The sequence below is a fragment of the Enterococcus termitis genome (genome assembly GCF_001730305.1).
Classification (GTDB): domain Bacteria; phylum Bacillota; class Bacilli; order Lactobacillales; family Enterococcaceae; genus Enterococcus_L; species Enterococcus_L termitis.
On the sequence record NZ_MIJY01000023.1, the window covers coordinates 63,306 to 84,914 of the forward strand.

Consider the following 21,609-nt stretch of genomic DNA (forward strand, 5'->3'; position numbering starts at 1 on the left):
TGAGATAATTAGCACCTAGAGGAGGGGGGATAAATGAAAATGAAACTACTGTGGATTCTTGGAGGACTGACTGTTCTTTTAACTTTGTTTCTCGTTTTCATCAATTTTTCGCCTTTTCCTGCTATCTTTTTTGCAAAATACACAGCTTTTAAAATCCCTAAGGAAACAAGAGCGAAAGAATATGTGGATGGAAATGTCACTGTTTTAGTGAATGAAACCTATAAATCAGCATATAAGAATAATCAATTTGATCTATATTTACCAAAAAAACAATTGAAAGGAAACCCTATAATTGCTTGGGTACACGGTGGGGGATTTGTTGGCGGTGATAAGTTAGAGGAAAAAGAATTTGCGACAAAGCTTGCTGAGTCTGGCTATTCAGTCGCTGTGATGAATTATGCATTAGTGCCAGAGACAAAATACCCCATTCCAGTTGTTCAAACTGCAGAATTTTTAACGCATTTAAAAAAGCATGCTGAAATGTATTCATTTGATGTAAATAATCTTTTTATAGCAGGTGATTCAGCTGGCGCGCAAATTGCTAGTCAATTTGTTGCAACTCAGACGAATGAAAAGTACCGAGCAGTATTAAACATTGATCAAGTGTTAAGTAAAGATCAGATAAGAGGTACGTTACTTTATTGTGGTGTATATGATATGACGGAAGTGGTGCGTTTTTACCCGATTCCACCAGTCAAATTTATGTTTGAAAAGATTGGCTGGGGGTATGCTCATGATAAAAATTGGCTCCATGGAAAATTAGCTGAAAGTTCGAATATATCAAATTTTATTACGCGTGAATTTCCTCCAGCTTATCTTACTGACGGTAATACATTATCATTTGAAGATCAAAGTAAAAAAATGGTGAAAAAGCTGAAAGCCAGCGATATTCCAGTTCGTCAACGATTTTTTTTAAAGACAGAGTATAAGACAGCTCATGAATATCAGTTTGAAATGGAAACAGCCCCTGCTAAACTCGTTTTTCAAGATACGCTGGATTTTTTGAAAAAATACAATAAAGAATAAATTTTTAATCAGCCCTAAGAAGTATTGCTATCTTATTTCTTAACAGGTATGCTAAAATCTATAAATAAACAGTAAATTTTCAAGCTGAATGAGTGCATTCATTAGGAGTAGATAGTAACCAGCTCTTTCAGCTTTTATTGTATCTAGCATCAAGAGCCAACTCTTCGGAAAAAAGATAAAAATAGTGAGTGCTAAGGAGAGTCACTCTCGATTTTTCCTATTTTTCGTCAGAGTTACCCAGCTCTTTCAGCTTTTAATTTTAGGAGGAGAATCTGTGTTTGAACGTTTAAGGAAGTCTAAGTTATTTTTTTGGTCAGCGGAATTATTGGTGATTGCTACGCTGATTTTTGTGTCTTCAAAAATCAATTTTATTTTCGCACCAATCGGTACATTTTTTTCAACATTATTTGCACCAGTTCTTGTGGCAGGATTTCTTTATTACATTTTGAATCCAATCGTCAATTTACTGATGAAAACTAAAATGAAACGGATTTATGCAATTTTGATCGTATTTTTACTATTGATTGCAGCAATTGTTCTACTTTTAGTTAGTGTGATCCCCAGTTTGGTTTCTCAGCTATCCAGCTTGGCATCAAATATGCCTGAGGTATTTAAAAGTATTGAGGCTTGGGTAAATCAAATGTCTGAGCTGCCGATTTTTAAAGAAGCTGAGTTGACGAAATATATTGAACAACTCGATATTTCTTACGGAAATATCATTCAACAATTTCTCAGCGGTTTATCCAGTAGTTTAGGTTCGATCGTTTCGACTGTTGCATCAACAACGATTATTGTTGTGACTGCTCCTTTTATCCTATTTTATATGTTGAAAGATGGCGATCGTTTAGTTCCTGGAATTAAGCACTTTTTACCGAAAAAACGGCAGGATGATATTGTTGACCTTTTAGAAAAGCTAAATAAAACGTTGTCCAATTACATCAGTGGTCAAGCGATCGAATGTTTATTTGTAGCCACATTTACTGTGATTGGGTATTCATTGATCGGCGTGCGTTACGCGTTTTTATTCGGTGTTATCGCAGGAATCACAAATCTTATTCCTTATTTAGGACCATATCTAGGACTAGCACCAGCAGTTTTTGTGACAGTGTTTGATGAACCGTTCAAAGCCTTGCTTTGTTGTGTAGTTGTCCTAATCGTTCAACAGATCGATGGAAATATCATCTATCCAAATGTGATTGGTAAATCGTTGCAAATTCACCCATTAACGATTATTATCATTTTATTGGTAGCAGGGAATATTGCCGGACTACTTGGAATTTTCTTAGGTGTACCATTTTATGCGATTTGCAAAACGATTGCTGTTCATGTGTATGGCATGATTCGTAAGGACAAAATGGCAGAAGAATTAGCGTTAGATTTTTCTGGCGAAATAAATTCATCATCAAGTAAGGAAAAATAGTTTAGCAATATTGAAATCACTTTCCATTTGTGATACGATTCTATCGTGACTACATTTCGTAGTCACGTTTTTTAAACGGAAGAGCTCATTCTTTCGAATTAATAGGATTGTCTGGTACTTTATCCAGCTTTTTTATAAACATTTAAGGAGAGAAAACATTATGAATAATGCTGACCCCGATAGTCAGTCGCTTATCGCACAAATTTTATTATTAGTTGTTTTGACACTGATCAATGCCTTTCTAGCTGCATCAGAAATCGCGGTAGTTTCTGTTAATAAGAATCGTGTCGAACAAAAAGCAGAAGACGGAGATAAAAAAGCAATCAAGCTATTAAAAGTCTTGAAGGATCCAACGAGCTTTTTATCAACGATCCAAGTCGGTATTACATTAGTTAATATTTTATCTGGTGCGTCTTTAGCTGACTCATTGTCTGCCAAACTAGCCCCTGTTTTAGGTGGAGGTGCCGCAGCAAAAAATATTGCAAATATTATTATCTTAGCCTTACTGACCTATGTTTCGATCGTTTTTGGTGAACTGTATCCCAAGCGAATCGCTATGAATAAATCAGAAGAAGTTGCTCAAGCCACTTCAGGTTTTGTCCGTGTGATCGGTGTGGTCGCTCGTCCTTTTGTGTGGCTGCTTTCTGCCTCGACGGATTTACTGTCCAAGATTACACCAATGAAATTCGATGATGCTGATTCTAAAATGACACGTGATGAGATGCGTTACATGCTAGAATCTGAGGGTGTGTTGGATAACGATGAATTAGAAATGCTTCAAGGTGTCTTTTCTTTAGATACAAAAGTTGCACGTGAAGTGATGGTTCCTCGAACAGATGCGTTTATGATCGATATCGAAGATGATATCCAAGAAAATATCGATGCAGTACTGTCAGAAAACTATTCAAGAATTCCTGTCTATAATGAAGACAAAGACAAAATCGTCGGAATTCTTCATACAAAAAATTTATTAAAAGCAGCGCATAAATTAGGCTTTGATAAGGTTCAATTAAAAAATATTATTCAAGAACCATTATTCGTACCAGAAACAATTTTTATCGACGATCTCTTGTATGAATTAAAACGAACACAAAATCAAATGGCTATTTTGCTGGATGAATACGGCGGTGTCGTTGGTTTAGCAACATTAGAAGATCTATTGGAAGAAATCGTTGGAGAAATCGACGATGAATCAGATGAAGTTGAAAATCTATATACAAAAATCAATGATCATGAATATGTCGTTCAAGGAAGAATGTTGATCGATGAATTTAATGAAGCTTTTGGAACAGATCTTCATATGAGTGACGTAGATACAATGGCCGGTTATTTGATTACTGCCTTAGGAACGATTCCTGATGAAGGGGAAAAACTATCTTTTGATGTCGGAAACCTAACACTGACTTCTGAAGAAATGGAAGGCACTAGAGTCTTAGCTTTAAAAGTTGTGTTCCATGATGAAGAGATAGTAGATGAAGAACCCGAAGAGAATCGTCGTTTCTTCCGTAAAGAACTCGAAGATGACGAACCAAGAAGATAAAGTAAAAGAGACAAAGGAGTAATTTCCTAGTCTCTTTTTTTTAGGTTAGGTTACTGCCTTTTTTATTATGGACTTCTTTGATTGCTTGATAGAGATTAAGGTATTGTGCGTCACTATCAGCGGAGAAACGAAAAACAAACGACGGCAGCGGGCAGTTTTCTGGGATCAAAAAAGATGAAGTTGCTACCATAAAATCAAATGAAGAAAATTCTCCATACTTATACGCAACTAATTGAACAAAGGGAATGTCTTTAATAAATTGAGTCAACGGTTCAACTAGTAGGTAGTTTGATTCTGCTACTAAGGCAATACGAATTAGATTGTTCTGTTGAAAAGATTCATAAAGAGGTAGCAATAAAGCCGCTAGGGTATCAGATAAAGGCACAATAAGGTCTTTAAGCCAGCCAAAATATTTTCGGTTTGAAATTTTTTTAAATAATAGTTTGAATTCAGTAAATAATTTGTGATGAGATTTATTATTAAAAAAAATAGAATGATCGGTTAAGTGAAAAAGAGTAGGAAAATTCTTTTTAAGGATAGTCAGTGAAAAAAGAATATTAGCGACATTTCCAAAAAGTATTACTTCATTTCCCCAAGAAAATCCAGAAGGCATGAATCTTTCACTGAAATAAGTAGTGAACTCTTCCAGTAGTTTGGTCGCTTCGTTTTTGTGCGTATCTAAATAAGAATCAAGGAGAAGTAAACGATGCTCTCCTTCTCTAAAAAAGTTAGGTGAAGCGGTTAATAAGAAAGCTGCGAATTGTGCTTCAGCTTCTATCGCCATAGAATCAGTTAACAGGGTACTAAGCCGGTTATCGTCATAGATTTCATTAACATTGATATAAGGATCGATAGCTGTTTTTTGGGTTAAGATATTGCCGGTTTTTATTCTCAAATAAATAATTTCGACCATTAAAGATATCTGTTTCTTTGCTCCATAGCTAAAGGTATCTGGGAAATATGGGCTAACAGTTTTACTGACGTGATCATAATCGATTGGATTTCTTCTAACTTTAGGCAGATTTGTTCCCTGTGAAGTCAACCAGATGAGATTATAAAACATGATTCGAATCACACGTTCATCTCCAAAAAGAGCTAGTTGAGAGATGTTGACTTTAATATCAAATTTTTTGAAGTATGTAATCAGCAGTTTAGATTTTCGAACAACTGTGGTTCGACTTTGAAAGTTTTTTTCGCAAAACTGATCGAGATTGTCTTCCGGGAAGTAAAGCATAGAAACTAAGAGTTGATAAGGGATACTTTGTGTAATCAAGTACTGATAATACATGTCATAGGAGATTTCCTGTGTATGTTTTACCCCATCTTTCGTGAGAAGATCGACTGTTTTACCAGTCATATCCGTTAAGTCCTGTTGGATCAATTCTAGAAGATAAACAACTCGACTATAGGAGTAATCTAGTTTGTTTTCAAAAAAATTAATACTATACCGTTTGTCAGAGAAAATCGTTAATAATCTAAAGAGAGTTAGTTTTCGTTTGTCATTATCTTCCAGCATCATTGTTTCTAACATTTTTTCACTTCCTTTAATAAATATTTATCAATAAAAATAAAGTAATTAGTTTATTTTGAATAATTTAGATAGATTGAGCAGAATAAATAACGGAATAGTTTTTTGATTTTCCTAAATAAAAATTTAAAAGCTGCTTAAAATAACAATTTCAGGGGAAAGAGCACCGTAGGGAGTGCTACCGGAGAATATTTGCACAAGAATAAGGAGAACATTATACTTATTCTGAAAAGTGTAAAGTAATTCTTAGTTGAATGATACATTTTTTAATGACTTATTAAGAGTTGTTTCTTCCCCTTTTATTGAGAGTAAGGCGAGATCTTAGGATTTCGTCTTACTCTTTTTTGAAACTTAGCTAAAGCCTTTGAAAACTAGGGTAATTACATGATATACTACACTAGTTGAATAATAAAGACTAAGGAGTATTTTCCTATGTAGAAAGTTTTTGAAATAAATGATGAATACTTATTAAACGAATTTAAGAAAAAACGAGAGATTGGAGCAACAAATGAAAAATACCCATTTAAAAGAACAAGTTGATAGTCGCCGTACCTTCGCAATTATTTCCCATCCAGATGCTGGTAAAACGACGATTACAGAGCAGCTTTTATTGTTTGGCGGCGCAATTCGTCAAGCTGGAACAGTAAAAGGGAAAAAAACAGGTAATTTTGCTAAATCTGACTGGATGGAAATTGAAAAGCAAAGAGGAATTTCTGTAACAAGTTCAGTGATGCAGTTTGATTTTGATGGAAAACGGGTCAATATTTTGGATACCCCAGGACATGAGGACTTTTCAGAGGATACGTATCGAACGTTAATGGCAGTCGATAGTGCAGTTATGGTAATCGACAGTGCTAAAGGGATCGAAGCACAGACCAAAAAATTATTTCAAGTTGTAAAAAAACGCGGTATACCTATTTTTACCTTTATTAATAAATTAGATAGAGATGGCCGTGAGCCGTTAGACTTATTAGAAGAATTAGAAGAGCTGCTTGATATTGAATCATATCCGATGAACTGGCCGATCGGAATGGGGAAAGGGCTTGAAGGACTATACGATATTTATAACAAGCGCGTAGAGGTCTATCGTCCAGAAACGAATAATGGCGAACGCTTCATTCCATTAGTTGATGGAGATATCCCAAGTGATTCTCCTTTGCATAAAGAAAGTGTGTATCGTCAAGTTTTAGAAGAGGTTGAGCTATTAGTGGAAGCAGGAGATGCGTTTGACACTGAAAAGATTGCTCGTGGCGATCAAACGCCGGTTTTCTTTGGTTCAGCTTTGACAAATTTTGGTGTTCAAACCTTTTTAGAAACATTTTTACAATTTGCACCTTCTCCATACAGTCATAAAACTGAAGATGGGCAAGAAGTCAGTCCTTACAAAGAAGAATTCTCAGGATTTGTTTTCAAAATTCAGGCTAACATGAATCCAGCTCACCGTGACCGTATTGCATTTGTTAGGATTTGTTCGGGAACTTTTGAGCGTGGGATGGATGTAACGCTTGGGAGAACTGGGAAGAAAATCAAATTGAGTAATGTGACGCAATTTATGGCAGATTCAAGAGAAAATGTTGAAGAGGCTGTAGCAGGAGATATTATCGGGATCTACGATACTGGGAACTATCAAATTGGTGATACTTTATTTGAAGGAAAACTGAATGTTCAATATGAAGAACTGCCTTCATTTACACCAGAGCTATTTATGAAAGTTATTGCTAAAAATGTCATGAAGCAAAAGTCTTTCCATAAAGGAATCTATCAATTAGTTCAAGAGGGCGCTATTCAGTTATACAAAACATATTTGACGGAAGAATATATCATTGGAGCTGTTGGACAGTTGCAGTTTGAGGTATTCCAGCATCGTATGTTGAATGAATACAACGCAGAAGTAGTGATGACGCCAATGGGAAGTAAAATTGCTCGTTGGATCAAACCAGAGGATTTAGATGAACGTATGAGTTCCAGCCGTAATATTTTGGCTAGAGACCGCTTTGACCAACCATTATTCTTATTTGAAAATCAATTTGCGGAACGCTGGTTTGCGGATAAATATCCAGATGTCGAACTAAAAAGCTTATTATAATAAAAAAGATCGAGAAAAAAGCGTTTATTTGAATGTAAAGCCCGGGACAAAACTGATTTTTAGTTTTGTTCCGGGCTTTTTTAGATAAAATTTTTCAAACGTCGATTCTTGATCAACGTCTGCTTTTGATATACGAATTTACGAATGTAATACCTGTTGTTAAAAAGATGATTATCCCAATGAAAATGAAGAAAAAACCGGTGGGTAAAAGGTAAAAATTCTCATGTAGGATACCAGATGAATCGATATATTCAACGGAATGTGCTTTGATAAAAAAAAAGGCAGCTCCTAAAAATAAAAACAAAGCTCCAATCAAAGTCGTGATCATGTTGAATTTTGCTCGTCTTGTTTCACTACCGTCTTTGATCAATTTTTCAGTCATGTTGTTCACAGTACTTCCTCCTAGAATCAATTCATCAAGCGAGATATGAAAAATAGTGGAAATGAGGATCAGCATCTCCAGATCTGGAAGGTTGCGGTTATTTTCCCAGTTGGATACTGCTTGCCTAGTAACATTTAAACGCAAAGCAAATTTTTCTTGTGTCATTTGATTGGTTGTTCGTAATTCTTTAATCTTCTCTCCAAATTCCATTTTCTATTTTCCTTTCGTTGATGTTCTTTAATCATAATGAGAAAGTTGTCGTATAACAAGAAAGCATCGCTTGCAACTGTGTAAAGACTAGCTTGCTAGCTATTTAGTTAAAAGAAAAAAGGCACATTCTAATCAAAAAAGAATGTGCCCCTTTAGTTATTGTTCAACTAAACTTGATGTAACAGGAATCGAAATTTCAGTCACATCTTTTAGTTCAATGATTGAAATATCTTCTTTCTTGTATTTTTCTTTAGGAATACGTTTTAGAAAATAAGCTAAGATTTCATTGATTTCAGTTTTTCGAACTGCACGTTTTTTGTTAACGATCAAAATTTCAGCATGCTTTGTTGCTTCAGAATAAACAACAGTGGTATTGCCCGCTGAATAGACTTTAACAAAATAGGCATCGGTATTTTCCAGTTGTTTATTGACTAATTGTTTGTAGCTGTTGGTTACATTGACTAATTTCATTTTTTTCACCTCAATTTAGTTCGATAGTTTTGATAAATTAGAAACGGAATATTCGCAGACTAAAAGAGCTGGAATAAACTTTCTTAAAATTTGATGTATATTCACTCATTTTTATTATAAATTTTTTTAGCCTAAATAAAAAGAATTTTGTCTTAAAAATTTAAAAAAACGTAGAATATTTTGATTTTTGTACTCATTTTCTTGATTTCAAAGACTCATTTACCTTTAGAAAATATATTTGCGCTAAATAAAAAGCTCGATACCGACCAATTTGGTCAATACCGAGCTTTTGTGAATAGCATTTACATTCTAACGTTGAGTTTATTCTTCAGTTGGTTGTTCGTTCTCTTTTGAATCTGATGGAGTAGAATCTGAGACAACCGAATTGTTTGCGCCAGTAACAATGATTTTTCCTTCATCATCTAATTTAGCCACTAACTCATGATCTTCAGGGTGATCCAAATAGTATTCAGCAATGCCATCTTCGATCTGTTCTTGAATCGTTCGGCGTAATGGTCGAGCACCCATTGACGGATCATAACCTAAATCAACTAATTTTTCTTTAACGTCTGTTGGTACCTCAATGTGGATTTTTTGATGTCCAAGCAAGCTATTAACGTCATCTAACATCAAGCTGACGATGTTCATCAAGTTTTCTTTGCTCAATGCTTTAAACTCGACAATACCATCAAAACGATTTAAGAATTCAGGTGTAAAGAAGTTGTTTAATTGACCTAAAACAGACTTAGTGATTCCCTCACGAGCAGCACCAAACCCAACATTCGCTTCTACATTACCTGTACCAGCGTTACTTGTCATAATGATAATGGTATCCTTGAAGCTGACAGTTCTTCCTTGCGCATCAGTCAAACGACCATCGTCAAGAATTTGTAAGAACATGTGCAATACATCTGGATGCGCTTTTTCGATTTCATCAAGTAATACTAAGCTATAAGGATTACGACGAACTTTTTCTGTTAATTGACCAGCTTCATCATAACCAACATATCCTGGAGGTGAACCGATCAATTTGGAAACACTGTGTTTTTCCATGTATTCACTCATATCAAAACGAATCATTGAGTCTTCAGAACCAAATAATTCAAATGCTAGCTGTTTTGCTAACTCGGTTTTTCCGACACCAGTTGGTCCCACAAATAAGAAGGAACCAATTGGACGATTCTGTTTGCCCAAACCAACGCGGTTTCGGCGGATTGCTTTAGACACTTTGTCGACTGCGTCATCTTGTCCAACAACATGAGCTTTTAAATCGTCTGCTAAGTTTTTTAATTGTGTTTGTTCTTTTTCTTTCAAGTCACCAACTGGAATTCCAGTTTTTTGTTCAACGATTGCTTCAATGTTTTTTTCATCGATCACAGGTGTTTCTTCATCGCTGATTTGTTTTTCTTTCATCGCTTGCAATTTATTGATTTGATCACGGTAATAAGCCGCTTTTTCAAAATCTTCTTCTGCAGACGCTTGTTGTTTTTGCTGTTCAGCATCAGCTAATTTCTTTTCGATTGTTTTAGGGTCGACGATTTGAATGGTTAAGTTCATTTTAGAACCTGACTCATCCAATAAATCGATCGCTTTGTCTGGCAAGAAACGGTCTTGAATATAACGATTTGATAAGGTTGCCGCTGCTTTGATCGCTTCATCCGTATATTTCACATGATGATAGTCTTCATAGCGTTTTTGCAAACCTTTAAGAATCGCGATCGTTTCATCGACTGTTGGTTCATCGACGCGAACAGGCTGCATCCGACGCTCTAAAGCAGCATCCTTTTCAATGATTCGGTATTCATTTAAAGTAGTGGCACCGACCATTTGTAATTCACCACGAGCCAAAGCTGGCTTCAAAATGTTGCCGGCATCCATATTTCCATCGCCAGCGGCACCTGCTCCAACGATTTCATGGACTTCATCAATAAATAAAATGACGTTTTCTGCTTGTTTGATTTCTTCGATCAACTTTTGCATACGTTCTTCAAATTGACCACGGATTCCTGTACCTTGAACTAAGGAAACGACGTCTAAACGAATCACTTCTTTATCCAATAATTTTTGCGGAACATCGCCATCTACGATTTTTTGGGCTAAACCTTCAACAACGGCTGTTTTACCAACACCAGGCTCCCCAATCAAAACAGGATTATTCTTTGTACGGCGATTGAGGATTTCAATCACACGTTTGATTTCTTCGTCCCGTCCAACGACAGGATCGATGTCGCCATTTCGTGCGGCTTGAGTGATATTGATACCATATTCTCCAAGTAACCCTTCGCCTTGTCCAGCGCCGCCGCGTGGAGGTTGTCCGCCATTAAAGCCATTTCCATCACCAAACTGAGTCGGTGGGGTTTGTCCATTCGGATTTCCTTGCTGTTCCTGCATCTGACGAGACAAAGAACGATAAAGATCATCTAAACTTCCAAAACCAAATGGATCTTGTTGAGACATTGTAGGTTGATTATCATTTGCTTGTGCTTTTAATTTTTGGTAGCAACTTTGACAATAGTCCAGTTGTTTTCTTTGACCATTGACATTCGCATATAAATGGATTGTTGCTGGATTTTGTTGACAATTTTGACAGATCATAGGATAAAACACGTCCTTTCAAATAAGACTAATCATGTATCAAAGTCAATGTAAGAAAGTCAAAAAATGGTTGACCATTTTTGACCTTTGAGAATATTATAGCATCTTTTTAAGAAGAAGCAAGTATTTGGTTTTGGGTAAATCGTTGTTTGAAGCTACGATCGGTTGGATGCTAAAGCTAGAAAATTGGTGATCAAAAAAGGAATAGCAAAAATGCTATTCCTTTAATACGATTCAGTTATTCGGAAATTTTTTCTCTAGTGTAGGTTCCTGCATCGGTTTGATTCGTTAAGAAATCAAGAGAGGAGCTATATTTCTTTCCGGAAGCTTCGTGAATCCATTTCCCAGAATAAGGGGAAGTGTCTTTTACTATAAGATTCTCAGTACCGTTAAATTTAGTATGCTGACCTAAGATTAGAGTATCGAGCATTTTGGTATAACTAAACATATTTTTTGATTGTTGAAGTTTTTCTGTATTAAAGCCAGAAAGATCAAGTTTAGAAAGTGTCATTGAACTATCAAACATGGAGGTCATATCTACTACATTTTTCGTGTCAAAGTTTGAAATATTTAATTCTTTAAGTGTTTTCATATACTTAAACATAGAGTTCATGTTAGTTACATTTTTAGTATTGAAAGTAGATAAATCTAATTTAGTTATTTTTACTAAAGAAGAAAACATATAACCCATATTCGTAACATTTTCCGTGTTAAAACTTGAAAGATCCAGTGTCAATAATTCGTATGAATAGGCGAACATAGTGGACATGTTTGTAACATTAGTTGTGTTGAAAGTAGATAAGTCTAGATTAGTCAAAGCTTTAGCGTTTATAAACATACTAGACATATTTTTTACATTTTTAGTATTGAGATAGCTTATATTTTTGAGCTCAGCTAGTTCTGATAAGTCGGAAAAAAGATAGGATGAGTCTTCAGCCAAATTGATTGGTTGGGTAAAGTCAATAGACTTAATTTTTTTTTCGTTTAGCTGCGGATTTTTTTCTATAATTGACCTAATGGAATGATACCGTTTAGTATCAGGGAAATCACCCTTACCGAAAGTAACTGTCTGCGTTTGTTCATCCCAACTCCATGGAACTGTTCCGTAGTGGTTCTCTTGAAAGAATTCTCTATTATAAGTTCCGGCTCCGTTTTGATTTGCCAAGAAATCATTATTAGAACGATATTTCTTTCCTGAAGCTTCGTGAATCCATTTCCCAGAATAAGGGTAAGTGTTTTTTATTATAAGATTCTCAGTACCGTTAAATTTAGTATGCTGACCTAAGATTAGAGTATCGAGCATTTGGGTAAAACTGAACATATTTTTTGATTGTTCAAGGCTTTCTAGATTGAAGCTTGATAAATCAATTTTTGAGAGTGCTTTTGCGTAACTGAACATAGAGGTCATGTCTATTACTTTCTTGGTATTAAGGTAATTACTATTTTTTACATCCGTTAATTCATAGAGATAAGAGAATAGATAAGATGAATTCTCAGCCAATTCAATTGGTTGGGTAAAGACAATGCGTTTAATTTTCTTACCCTGTAAGCTTTTGTCATTCTCTATGATAGAGTGAATAGAAGTATTCATTCTAGTATCAGGAAACTCACCTTTACCGAAAGTAATAGTTTGTGTAGACTCATCCCATTTCCACGGCACTGTTCCAAAGTGGTTATCCTGATAAACTTCTCTAAAATAAGTTCCAGATTCAGTGTGATTGCTTAAAAAATCGTCATTAGAAGTATATTTTTCCCCAGACTCTTTATGAATCCACTTTCCGCTGTGAGGATAGTTTTCTTTTGTGGAAAGATAAACATAGTTTGGAAGTCTAGATTTTTTACCTAACACAATCGTTTCTAATTTATCTGACTTATGGAAGAGTTGACGTACATCCTTTACATTTTCTATAGCGAAACTAGATAGATTTATTTTTGTCAATGCGTTCATTCCGGAAAATGCAGCAAACATAGTTGTAACATTTTCTGTTTTGAAATTAGAAAGGTTTAGTTCCTTTATTGCGGAAGCTGCATAAAACATAGCATACATATTTTTAACTTTTCCTGTATTAAAGTTAGATAGATCTAAAGAAGTTGCGGCAATACCATAAAACATATGGCTCATATCTGTAACATTTGAAGTATTAAAGTTAGATAGGTCTATTTTTGTTAAGGAGTGGGTTCTTCCAAACATAGATTTCATAGTAGAAACATTTTCAGTATTAAAACTAGATAAATCAATAGTGGCTAAGGAAAAAGCTTCATTGAACATACCAGACATATTCGTTACTTTAGAGGTATTAAAGCTAGATAGATCCAAAGAACGTAATTTACTTGTTTTATCAAATAGATTGCTCATATTTTTTACATTATTAGTATGAAGCTGCTGAATATTGTTAATACTAATTAATTCAGTCAAATTAGAGAATAGATAGGATGAGTTCTCTGCTAATTCAATTGGTTTAGTAAAGACAATATGTTTGATTTTCATCCCATTCAATTGACTATTTTTTTCTATTGCTTTTTGTAAAGAATTATTATTAATTGTGTTAGGAAATGCTCCTTCACCAAAAGTAATAGTTTGTGTTTGCTCCTCCCATTCCCACGGCACTGTACCAAAATAATTAGACTTAACAGTCAGAGTCATCGAATCTTTCACACCAGTATCTTTAGAAGTAACAGTTACGATAACTTTTCCAGATTTTTTGGCAGTTAGAAGTCCATCTTCCGTGATTGTTGCCACGGTATCATCTGAAACACTCCAAAGCATTGACTTATCATGAGCATCTTCAGGCGAAATAGTAGCAGATAACTTTAATGTTTGACCAGCTTCAACCTCTGATTCTATAGAAGAAATCTGAATAGCGTCCACTTTTCTCTTAAATGATACATTCATTTTATCTTGAGAATAATCTTCTATAGAAATATCAAAATCGATTGGGCTATTGTCAGGCAATAAACTGGAAGGAGTTGTCGTTCTAGTTAATTCTGTTACCTGTCTGGTCCCTTTGATATTCATCCCTCTATAGTAAAAACCATCTAAATTACTATACATACCTGCGTTTAATTTAGAATAACCAAGTTGACTTTCGTCGGCTTCTTTTAATGTCACAATTTGTTCGCCAACACCGTTATTTTTAGCAATATTTTCATTTACATAATAGATGCCGATTCCTCCTGAATGGATATATCCTTTCATGGCAGCATCAAACCCTTTAGGTTGACGATTTTCAATCAAATAGTATTGATTTGGATCGGATGTTTCAATTTTTGCTATATTGACATCATCCTGCTGTAGCTCATTAATAGATAAAGTTTGAGACGTATTTATTATAGTTGGTTCGACTATACCTAATTGAACTTTTGAGTAAGCATCAAAATGGGCGGGATAAGAACCGCTTAATTTTCCATTCATTGTAGTATGGCTATCAGACATTACACTGTATCTACCTAGTCCTTGTCCAGTAGTTCCAACTGGATTGTATAAATCTGGCAACCCTAAGTCATGACCTAATTCATGTACAATCGTTCCAATAGTTGACTGATTATCTTTTTCATGTGAATAATATTTTCTTTTATCTGAAACAGCTGTGTACGTATTTAATGAAAGACCATCAACATTTATTTTTCCACCCCAGCGATGAGGCCAAATAGTAGGGGAAACCCCAGTTGTTGCATTTGTTGCACTTGCAGCGTAGCCGCTGAAAATTGCTAAGACATGTAATTCGTCGGGCGTAATAACCCCACTATTATTTTTATCATACTGTTTTAGGTTCAAATCATTTTTCGCCTGATTTAAAGCTTCATTGAGCATTTCACGTGGCAAAGTGAACTTACCTTCAGCGTCTGATAGAAAACCAGAGTTAGGATGGTTTTTATTTAATTTAACCTTGATTACCCCATCCTGAGTATCATCTACCTGTGTATTTTTGACTGGGTTAAATTGGATCATGCCTTTAGTCGCTTCATTATAGTAATCATTCACTGACTCTTGTTGTGAAGCAAAGATCTTGTTGTACCAATCTGATTTACTATATTCAAGTGGTGTATCATTAAATTCGATCATCACTACGAGTAAATTTCGATTTTGTTTTTGACCTTTAATAGTACGTAAAGCCTTATTTTCTTTAATAATCTCTTCTGGTTGATTAAAATGCACTTGTGATAAATCTTTTTCATAAGCAACATTTTCTGGTTTAGAATCAATCAGATACTTACTTGTAGTTGCTTTCAATTCTTTTGTTTCCGGATGAATTGAAGCATAGAACCAATAATTTTTTTCACCTAAAATTAAAAGTTCCTGTGTGTCTTCTACAACAGCATATGATAACCACTCATCGCCTCTGATTTCAGCCTTGAATGATTGCTTAGTCGGTTGACTAAGTTCTACAAAGCCTCTCATTTCTGCTGGTTCTGCATTGCTTAGTTGTGGAAAATAAAATATACTTAACCCAACAAACAACAAAAAATAACAAATTTTTTTCTTCATACCTAAATCCCTCTCCTTTTTTGTTATTAAAAAATAATTATACCAAAATGAAGAAATAGAAAGTAGCTGTTTAGTGATTTTCATATAAAAAATATTTTTTTCGTCATTATATATACTTACTTTAAAACAATGAACTCGATTGACAAATTAGACAATTTACCAATTTTATCCTAAAATGACAACAAATAAAAAAGAAAGTGGTGTGATTAAGTGATTGAAAACCCATTTAAAAAACAAATTGAGGACTTACGAGTGGGGACCATTTCAGAGATTATTGTAGATCCAAAAGATTTTCCAGCATTTAGAGAAGTATGGAAGAATTTACCAGATCGGATGTCGATTGTCGGAGAAGCTGGATTAAATGGACGAATTATATATCGTCATATGAAGGAAGAAAATGAATAGAGCCTTTTAACCGATAAAAAATAGGTGAAAAGTGTTGTAACTACTTTAAAAAAATGGTAATCTTAAAAATTGAAAGGGTATTTTTTAGATGTGTGTTTCATTGGAAACAAACAGAGAAAGGAAAACCCTAACATAAAAAATTATTTTACTTACGAAGGAGACCGATTCATATGGAAAAGAAAGATTTTCACATCGTAGCAGAAACAGGGATTCACGCTCGTCCAGCTACATTATTAGTACAAACTGCAAGTAAATTCAACTCAGATATCAACTTAGAATACAAAGGTAAATCTGTTAACCTTAAATCAATCATGGGCGTTATGTCTCTAGGCGTTGGCCAAGGTTCAGACGTTACTATCTCTGTTGATGGTGTAGACGAAGCAGATGCATTAGCAGCAATCGTTGACACAATGAAAAAAGAAGGATTGTCAGAATAATGTCTGATATGCTAAAAGGAATTGCCGCAAGTGATGGTGTTGCTATCGCTAAAGCTTACCTGTTAGTTCAACCTGATCTATCTTTCGACAAAAAATCTGTAGATGATGTATCTGCTGAAGAAAGCCGTTTAGATGATGCATTAGCAAAATCAACGACTGAGTTGCAAGCAATCAGAGAAAAAGCAGCACAAAGCCTTGGCGAAGAAGAAGCGCAAGTTTTTGATGCGCATTTAATGGTTTTATCTGACCCAGAAATGATTGGTCAAATCAAACAAAACATCCAAGATAACAAAGTAAATGCTGAAGCAGCATTAAAAGAAGTGACTGATATGTATATCGGTATGTTCGAAGCAATGGATGACAATGCCTACATGCAAGAACGTGCAGCAGATATTCGTGACGTTGCTAAACGTATTTTAGCTCACTTGTTGGGAGTGACTCTTCCAAATCCTTCAATGATTAACGAAGAAGTAGTTGTGGTTGCCCATGACTTGACTCCAAGTGATACTGCTCAATTAGACCGTACGTATGTAAAAGCATTCGTAACGGATATCGGCGGACGTACATCTCACTCAGCTATTATGGCGCGTTCTCTTGAAATTCCTGCAATCGTAGGAACAAAAGAAATCACTTCTAAAGTGAAAGAAGGCGACATTTTAGCAGTTAATGGGATCGATGGCGATGTCATCGTACACCCAACAGATGCTGAAAAAGCTGATTTTGAAGCAAAAGGAAAAGCATATGCTGACCTTAAAGCTGAATGGGATAAATTAAAACATGCTGAAACAGTAACTGCTGATGGCAAACATATTGAATTAGCTGCAAACATTGGTACACCTAAAGATTTAGAAGGCGTACACAATAACGGCGGAGAAGCTGTTGGTTTATATCGTACAGAATTCTTATATATGGATTCTCCAGATTTCCCAACAGAAGAAGATCAATACCAAGCCTATAAAGCAGTATTAGAAGGCATGGATGGAAAACCTGTTGTGGTTCGTACGATGGATATCGGTGGAGATAAAGAATTACCTTATCTTCAATTACCGCATGAAATGAACCCATTCTTAGGTTACCGTGCATTACGTATTAGTTTATCTGAACGTGGTGACGAAATGTTCCGTACGCAAATGCGTGCGTTGCTTCGTGCTTCTGTTCATGGTAACTTACGTATCATGTTCCCAATGGTTGCTACATTGAAAGAATTCAGAGCAGCGAAAAAAATCTTCGACGAAGAAAAAGCAAAATTAGTTTCTGAAGGAACAAGCGTTTCTGATACGATTCAAGTTGGTATCATGATCGAAATTCCTGCAGCAGCTGTGATTGCAGATAAATTCGCTAAAGAAGTTGATTTCTTCAGTATCGGAACAAACGATTTGATCCAATACACAATGGCAGCAGACCGTATGAACGAACGCGTTTCTTACCTATATCAACCTTACAACCCTTCAATTTTACGTTTAATCAAAAACGTAATCGATGCATCTCATGCTGAAGGTAAATGGACTGGTATGTGTGGAGAAATGGCAGGAGATCAAACTGCGGTGCCTCTATTAGTAGGTATGGGCTTAGATGAGTTCTCAATGAGCGCTACATCTATCCTTAAAACACGTAGCTTGATGAAACGTCTAGATACTAAGAAAATGACTGAACTTGCGGATCGTGCGTTGAATGACTGCGATACAATGGAAGAAGTTATGGAATTAGTTGAAGAGTTCACTAAGTAATCGAAATGAATAAAAGTAGTCAAATCTTTTGAAGGTTTGACTACTTTTTTTATGAAATAAATGATTAAAAAAAGAAAAATAAGGTTAAGCTCTAAGAAAGAAATTCGTATTCAATTCAAATGACAACAAATTTTTTTTGCACAATTATTTCCCCAGCGATTTGATATGTTGTTTGATTTTCTTGATCGCCCATTCATAATGACTGGACGTTGCAGAAACACAATAACTTCCAAGTGTAGATGTTCCAGTCCAAGTGAATGTGTTTTTTGCGAATAGCTCTTCATTTGTAAAAGTTTCAAACATCTCCAAAACGTCAGTATGGCTCTTTTTGAGTAGTTGTTTTGCTTCATCCAAAGATGTATTTTGATGTTTTTTAACGAATTCTTCATTCATTTTGCCATAGCTTCTCCAATTGTAAGGAGCAGGAAGGAAAGATTTTTCTTCTCCATTTTGATTAGAAATCACCCAGCTTAAGAGCAGCTGATGCCATTCATATAAATGAATCAATACATCTCGTAAATTCTGATCTCGTAACCAGTGCGCTTCTTTTCTTTTTTGTAAGAACTCTTCGCTAAACGCAAATGCGGTTTGTTGTTTTTGATCATCCATAGAATCAATAAGTTGCCATAATTTTGAAAACTGTTCATCCGCTGTGGTGATCAAATCAATTTTTGTTGTAGGTCTTGGCATAATGTTCACTCTCCTTTTTTATAGTCTCATCGTATCATATAGAAGGTGACAACTGTCTGTCACTTTATAGATCGAAATATTTTTTCTTCATTTCTTCAATGTAATTGATCAACTTCTTTTCCACATGTAATGGCGAGACGACTCTAACCGAAGCGCCCAGAGATAAAAGAAAAGAGTATAACCAATCGTCTTCTGGTAACTCTGTAGTCACAAGAAGTGAACCATCGTCTTGTTTTTGAATTTCACTGATATCAAACTCGTCGTAGGCTCTAAAGGCACTCTCTTTTGAAAACAAAAGGCTTAAATGTACCTGAACAGGACTAGTTTCTTGTCCGATAGTTGGTACTGTGTAGCTGCTTCTAGAAAAAAACTCGTCTAGTATTTCTATGTGACTGATTCTATTGAGTTTATATGTTCTATAGTCTTGATTTGATATACAAAAGGCTTGAATATACCAAGATTTAGATTTAAAAAGTAATTTTAATGGATAAACAGTTTTTGAGCTTGTTTGTCCATAAGAATTCGCATAAGTAAAAGAAATCACGTTTTCTGCTAGAATAGCATTTTTCAAAAGATCGAATGTATGATTATCGAAATTTGCTTTTCCCCATCGAGCAAAATCAACTTCAATCCAGCTAGTATCGCTTTTCCTAAAGAGTGTTTGCAGCTTGCTTAAAATAGCAGTCGCGTCTAAATGATGGGTAGCAGCTAAACTTTGAAGGGCAAAGAGAATTTGATTTTGTTCCTCTGTTGAAATAAGAGTTTTGTCTAATACATAATTATCAAGCAATGAAATGCCGCCGCCTTTTCCTTTGGTCGTGTAGATTGGAATTCCTGCAATGGATAAGGCTTCAATATCACGCAGGATCGTTCTTTTAGAGACTTCAAAATAGTCTGCTAGCTCGTTTGTGGTAAGCTTTTTTCTTTCAAGTAGAAGATAGACGATTTCGAACATTCTATTTAGTTTCATGATGGGTCACCTTCTTGTTGTGGAGTTTTTAATCTGTGATTATTATAGCATGAGAGAGAAATGTTTTTGAAGTTGGGAATCATACTAGATTGTAGGTTTACCGAGAAATGTATATATTTTAAAAAAGTGTTTTTTTTACAGAAAACACTCTTTTATGTTATAATAAACAAAATCAAGGAGGTATTAAAAATGACTGAGATAATAAAAAAATCAAGAAAAACTAGGAAACAAGGAAGTACATATATGGCATCATTACCTAAAGAAGTCATTCAAGCATTATCTTTAAATGAAGGTGACACAGTAGATTTTATTATTCGTGATGGACAAGTCTCATTGGAGAAACCTTTAGCAATAAAATCAGATAATGTTCCTAAGGAATTTTATGATGATATTGATTTTTTTATGAATAAACATGATCAAGCGTTTAAAAATTTGGTTGAAAAATAATGAAGTATTTGACGATAGAAGAAGTAATTGCAATGAATTATGCTTTGATTAAACGTTATAGTCCGCTTGAAGTAATTGGAGTTAAAGAAATGGGTTCTTTAGAAATGGTGATTGCTCAACCAAAGCAAGAAGTATTTGGGAAAGAATTATATCCAACTGTTTTTGATAAAGCCTATATTCTATATGAAAAATTGATCAAGAAACATTGTTTTCATAATGGAAATAAAAGAACGGCGGTTTTAGCGATGTTAATATTTTTGAAAAGAAACGGTTTTATTTTAAAAGTGAAAGACTGTGAATTGGAAGATATAAGTGTGGGAATTGCCGTTAATGAAGTTTCGCAAGAAGAGGTAGTTTCTTGGTTAGAAAAAAATTCTTGTCATATTTAAATGAGAATGTGAAGAAAGCATTTAATTTATAGATAAGCAATTAGATTTATTATAGAACGCACGTAAAAAATATGGATTCATTTAAAAATAAAAGCGGATCTTCACTAGAAAAAGGGGTAAATAGATGGTAAAGAAGGAAAATAAATTGGGGGACTATCTAGCATCGTATCTGTATAAAATAATTATTTTGTTACTTACATTCCTGCTAAGTTGGTTACTGATCAGTAAAATCGAATTTCTAAAAGACATGTGGCAATGGGTAACTACACATTTTACAGAATGGTCAAACTATGAGGATAAGTTTGAATTTGCTATTGTAACTGTAATCGTTGTTGGAGTCGCTGGATTTGGAATATCAGGGATGTTTTTTATCTATTGGGGAATTCAGTTAGTGTTCAGATATATATTAGCAGAAACAAGTTTTTGTACTGTCAAAGAGATTGAATTGAAAGCGAAAATCAATGAAAAAGTTGTAGGTTCATACCGTTCACCTGGCGGAGACTATGATAACATTGTAGAGGAATTTAATTTAAATTTGCAGATTGATGGGTATAAGAAAATATACAAACTAACAGTACCATATGATTTATTTGAGAGCCTAGAAAAAGGGCAGATGATTCAGGTAATTGAATCTGAGTACAGAATTTTTGGTAGTAGATTTGATACAATAATTACCTTAATGGAAGAGGAAGAATCGGATGTGCTATACGATTGGCCTTGATATATTTTGCATGTAGAAGATTAAATCAGAAAATCTTTCATGCATCCATTTGACACCACCTTTTTCATCTGCTATCATA

17 protein-coding genes are annotated in these 21,609 nt (G+C 34.8%); 10 read left to right on the forward strand and 7 right to left on the reverse strand.

Annotated elements, in window-relative coordinates; translation table 11 throughout:
• The first annotated feature begins 33 nt into the window (after positions 1–33).
• The 3 genes from BCR25_RS10685 to BCR25_RS10695 all read left to right on the forward strand — a co-directional run bounded on the left by BCR25_RS10685 (position 34) and on the right by BCR25_RS10695 (position 3,986).
• On the forward strand, positions 34–1,026 hold the full coding sequence (locus BCR25_RS10685; protein ID WP_069663594.1) for an alpha/beta hydrolase: 993 nt from the start codon (positions 34–36) through the stop codon (positions 1,024–1,026).
• Positions 1,027–1,300: 274 nt separating this feature from the next.
• On the forward strand, positions 1,301–2,446 hold the full coding sequence (locus BCR25_RS10690; RefSeq protein ID WP_069663595.1) for an AI-2E family transporter: 1,146 nt from the start codon (positions 1,301–1,303) through the stop codon (positions 2,444–2,446).
• Between the two features lie 160 nt (positions 2,447–2,606).
• Positions 2,607–3,986 (forward strand): hemolysin family protein, encoded by a 1,380-nt coding sequence (locus tag BCR25_RS10695; RefSeq protein WP_069663596.1) that lies wholly within the window; start codon positions 2,607–2,609, stop codon positions 3,984–3,986.
• A gap of 40 nt (positions 3,987–4,026) precedes the next feature.
• Here BCR25_RS10695 and BCR25_RS10700 read toward each other — a convergent pair whose 3' ends face one another.
• Positions 4,027–5,517, reverse strand: a complete 1,491-nt coding sequence (locus BCR25_RS10700) for a helix-turn-helix domain-containing protein (protein ID WP_069663597.1) — start codon at positions 5,515–5,517, stop codon at positions 4,027–4,029.
• Between the two features lie 505 nt (positions 5,518–6,022).
• Between BCR25_RS10700 and BCR25_RS10705 the strand changes: the two genes are divergently transcribed.
• Positions 6,023–7,600 (forward strand): peptide chain release factor 3, encoded by a 1,578-nt coding sequence (locus tag BCR25_RS10705; protein ID WP_069663598.1) that lies wholly within the window; start codon positions 6,023–6,025, stop codon positions 7,598–7,600.
• Between the two features lie 112 nt (positions 7,601–7,712).
• On the opposite strand, the gene BCR25_RS10710 is transcribed toward BCR25_RS10705, so the two are convergent.
• The 4 genes from BCR25_RS10710 to BCR25_RS10725 form a co-directional block, all read right to left on the reverse strand.
• On the reverse strand, positions 7,713–8,192 hold the full coding sequence (locus BCR25_RS10710) for a helix-turn-helix domain-containing protein (RefSeq protein ID WP_069663599.1): 480 nt from the start codon (positions 8,190–8,192) through the stop codon (positions 7,713–7,715).
• A gap of 156 nt (positions 8,193–8,348) precedes the next feature.
• On the reverse strand, positions 8,349–8,663 hold the full coding sequence (locus BCR25_RS10715) for a DUF1827 family protein (protein WP_069663600.1): 315 nt from the start codon (positions 8,661–8,663) through the stop codon (positions 8,349–8,351).
• A gap of 321 nt (positions 8,664–8,984) precedes the next feature.
• Positions 8,985–11,258: an ATP-dependent Clp protease ATP-binding subunit gene (locus tag BCR25_RS10720; protein ID WP_069663601.1), complete on the reverse strand. Its 2,274-nt coding sequence runs from the start codon at positions 11,256–11,258 to the stop codon at positions 8,985–8,987.
• Positions 11,259–11,496: 238 nt separating this feature from the next.
• Positions 11,497–15,744 (reverse strand): BspA family leucine-rich repeat surface protein, encoded by a 4,248-nt coding sequence (locus BCR25_RS10725; protein ID WP_069663602.1) that lies wholly within the window; start codon positions 15,742–15,744, stop codon positions 11,497–11,499.
• Between the two features lie 210 nt (positions 15,745–15,954).
• On the opposite strand from BCR25_RS10725, the gene BCR25_RS10730 reads away from it, so the two are divergent.
• The 3 genes from BCR25_RS10730 to ptsP all read left to right on the forward strand — a co-directional run bounded on the left by BCR25_RS10730 (position 15,955) and on the right by ptsP (position 18,313).
• Positions 15,955–16,149 (forward strand): hypothetical protein, encoded by a 195-nt coding sequence (locus BCR25_RS10730; protein ID WP_069663603.1) that lies wholly within the window; start codon positions 15,955–15,957, stop codon positions 16,147–16,149.
• A 170-nt stretch (positions 16,150–16,319) separates the two neighbouring features.
• Positions 16,320–16,586 carry a phosphocarrier protein HPr gene (locus BCR25_RS10735; RefSeq protein WP_010765749.1) on the forward strand — a complete coding sequence of 89 codons (267 nt, stop codon included), beginning with the start codon at positions 16,320–16,322 and terminating at the stop codon, positions 16,584–16,586.
• Positions 16,586–18,313 (forward strand): phosphoenolpyruvate--protein phosphotransferase, encoded by a 1,728-nt coding sequence (gene ptsP, locus BCR25_RS10740; RefSeq protein WP_069663604.1) that lies wholly within the window; start codon positions 16,586–16,588, stop codon positions 18,311–18,313. Before BCR25_RS10735 ends, ptsP begins: the two co-directional genes overlap by 1 nt.
• 144 nt (positions 18,314–18,457) lie before the next feature.
• On the opposite strand, the gene BCR25_RS10745 is transcribed toward ptsP, so the two are convergent.
• Positions 18,458–19,003, reverse strand: a complete 546-nt coding sequence (locus tag BCR25_RS10745; RefSeq protein ID WP_069663605.1) for a ClbS/DfsB family four-helix bundle protein — start codon at positions 19,001–19,003, stop codon at positions 18,458–18,460.
• Positions 19,004–19,067: 64 nt separating this feature from the next.
• Complete coding sequence (locus BCR25_RS10750; RefSeq protein WP_069663606.1) at positions 19,068–19,973, reverse strand: helix-turn-helix transcriptional regulator; 906 nt, start codon at positions 19,971–19,973, stop codon at positions 19,068–19,070.
• A 189-nt stretch (positions 19,974–20,162) separates the two neighbouring features.
• Here BCR25_RS10750 and BCR25_RS10755 point away from each other — a divergent pair, with 189 nt between their 5' ends.
• The 3 genes from BCR25_RS10755 to BCR25_RS10765 all read left to right on the forward strand — a co-directional run bounded on the left by BCR25_RS10755 (position 20,163) and on the right by BCR25_RS10765 (position 21,530).
• A complete protein-coding gene (locus BCR25_RS10755; RefSeq protein ID WP_069663607.1) occupies positions 20,163–20,420 on the forward strand; it encodes an AbrB/MazE/SpoVT family DNA-binding domain-containing protein in 258 nt (85 codons plus the stop codon).
• A complete protein-coding gene (locus tag BCR25_RS10760; protein ID WP_069663608.1) occupies positions 20,420–20,809 on the forward strand; it encodes a type II toxin-antitoxin system death-on-curing family toxin in 390 nt (129 codons plus the stop codon). Before BCR25_RS10755 ends, BCR25_RS10760 begins: the two co-directional genes overlap by 1 nt.
• Positions 20,810–20,933: 124 nt before the next feature.
• Entirely contained in the window at positions 20,934–21,530 is a 597-nt protein-coding gene (locus tag BCR25_RS10765) for a hypothetical protein (RefSeq protein ID WP_069663609.1), read from the forward strand.
• Positions 21,531–21,609 lie beyond the last annotated feature (79 nt).

Excerpts from the sequence above, each read along its gene's own strand:
- BCR25_RS10765 (WP_069663609.1), top strand. The coding sequence starts at position 20,934 with ATGGTAAAGAAGGAAAATAAATTGGGGGACTATCTAGCATCGTATCTG.
- BCR25_RS10710 (WP_069663599.1), bottom strand. The coding sequence starts at position 8,192 with ATGGAATTTGGAGAGAAGATTAAAGAATTACGAACAACCAATCAAATG.
- BCR25_RS10720 (WP_069663601.1), bottom strand. The coding sequence starts at position 11,258 with ATGATCTGTCAAAATTGTCAACAAAATCCAGCAACAATCCATTTATAT.
- BCR25_RS10735 (WP_010765749.1), top strand. The coding sequence starts at position 16,320 with ATGGAAAAGAAAGATTTTCACATCGTAGCAGAAACAGGGATTCACGCT.
- BCR25_RS10725 (WP_069663602.1), bottom strand. The coding sequence starts at position 15,744 with ATGAAGAAAAAAATTTGTTATTTTTTGTTGTTTGTTGGGTTAAGTATA.
- BCR25_RS10750 (WP_069663606.1), bottom strand. The coding sequence starts at position 19,973 with ATGAAACTAAATAGAATGTTCGAAATCGTCTATCTTCTACTTGAAAGA.
- BCR25_RS10760 (WP_069663608.1), top strand. The coding sequence starts at position 20,420 with ATGAAGTATTTGACGATAGAAGAAGTAATTGCAATGAATTATGCTTTG.
- BCR25_RS10715 (WP_069663600.1), bottom strand. The coding sequence starts at position 8,663 with ATGAAATTAGTCAATGTAACCAACAGCTACAAACAATTAGTCAATAAA.
- BCR25_RS10705 (WP_069663598.1), top strand. The coding sequence starts at position 6,023 with ATGAAAAATACCCATTTAAAAGAACAAGTTGATAGTCGCCGTACCTTC.
- BCR25_RS10695 (WP_069663596.1), top strand. The coding sequence starts at position 2,607 with ATGAATAATGCTGACCCCGATAGTCAGTCGCTTATCGCACAAATTTTA.
- BCR25_RS10745 (WP_069663605.1), bottom strand. The coding sequence starts at position 19,003 with ATGCCAAGACCTACAACAAAAATTGATTTGATCACCACAGCGGATGAA.
- BCR25_RS10700 (WP_069663597.1), bottom strand. The coding sequence starts at position 5,517 with ATGTTAGAAACAATGATGCTGGAAGATAATGACAAACGAAAACTAACT.
- ptsP (WP_069663604.1), top strand. The coding sequence starts at position 16,586 with ATGTCTGATATGCTAAAAGGAATTGCCGCAAGTGATGGTGTTGCTATC.
- BCR25_RS10755 (WP_069663607.1), top strand. The coding sequence starts at position 20,163 with ATGACTGAGATAATAAAAAAATCAAGAAAAACTAGGAAACAAGGAAGT.
- BCR25_RS10685 (WP_069663594.1), top strand. The coding sequence starts at position 34 with ATGAAAATGAAACTACTGTGGATTCTTGGAGGACTGACTGTTCTTTTA.